Here is a 619-nt window from a genome sequence, read left to right on the forward strand (position 1 = left end):
GGGCCGCAGCTTCGTGGTGTTCGGCCGCAGCGGCGCGGCATCGACGCTGGAGCTGTCGGCCGTGGCCGCAGGCAGCGGCGGCTTTGCGATCAACGGGCAGTACGCGGACGACTACAGCGGCTGCAGCGTCAGCGGCGCGGGCGACGTCAATGGCGACGGCCTGGCCGACGTGGTGATTGGTGCCCAATATGCCTCGCCCGGCGGACTCAATAAGGCCGGGTGCAGCTACGTGGTGTTTGGCCGCAGCGGCACGGCGTCGGTGGAGCTCTCGGCCATCAGCGCGGGTATCGGGGGCTTCGCCATCAAGGGACCGTCCACACTCGACTACAGCGGCTGCAGCGTCAGCGCCGCGGGTGACGTCAACGGTGACGGGTTGGGCGACTTGATCGTGGGTGCTTACAGCGAGGACGTGGGCGGGCGTATTGACGTAGGCTGCAGCTATGTGGTGTTTGGCCGCAGCGCCTCGACGGCAGTGGAGCTGTCGGCGGTGACCTTGGGCCGGGGGGGCTTTGCCATCAACGGCCAATGCGGGGGCGACCGTAGCGGCTACAGCGTCTCGGCCGCGGGCGACGTCAACGGAGATGGGCTGGCCGACCTGATCGTGGGTTCGGAGCTGGGT

Annotated in this window: 1 protein-coding gene; it reads left to right on the top strand. The window is 68.8% G+C overall.

Going from position 1 to position 619, the window contains the following annotated elements; translation table 11 throughout:
- Positions 1-619: FG-GAP repeat protein (locus tag ALA01S_RS31345; RefSeq protein WP_174548682.1), on the top strand; the 619-nt coding region annotated here is incomplete at both ends.

This window comes from Azohydromonas lata NBRC 102462, assembly GCF_001571085.1.
Classification (GTDB): Bacteria; Pseudomonadota; Gammaproteobacteria; order Burkholderiales; family Burkholderiaceae_C; genus Azohydromonas; species Azohydromonas lata.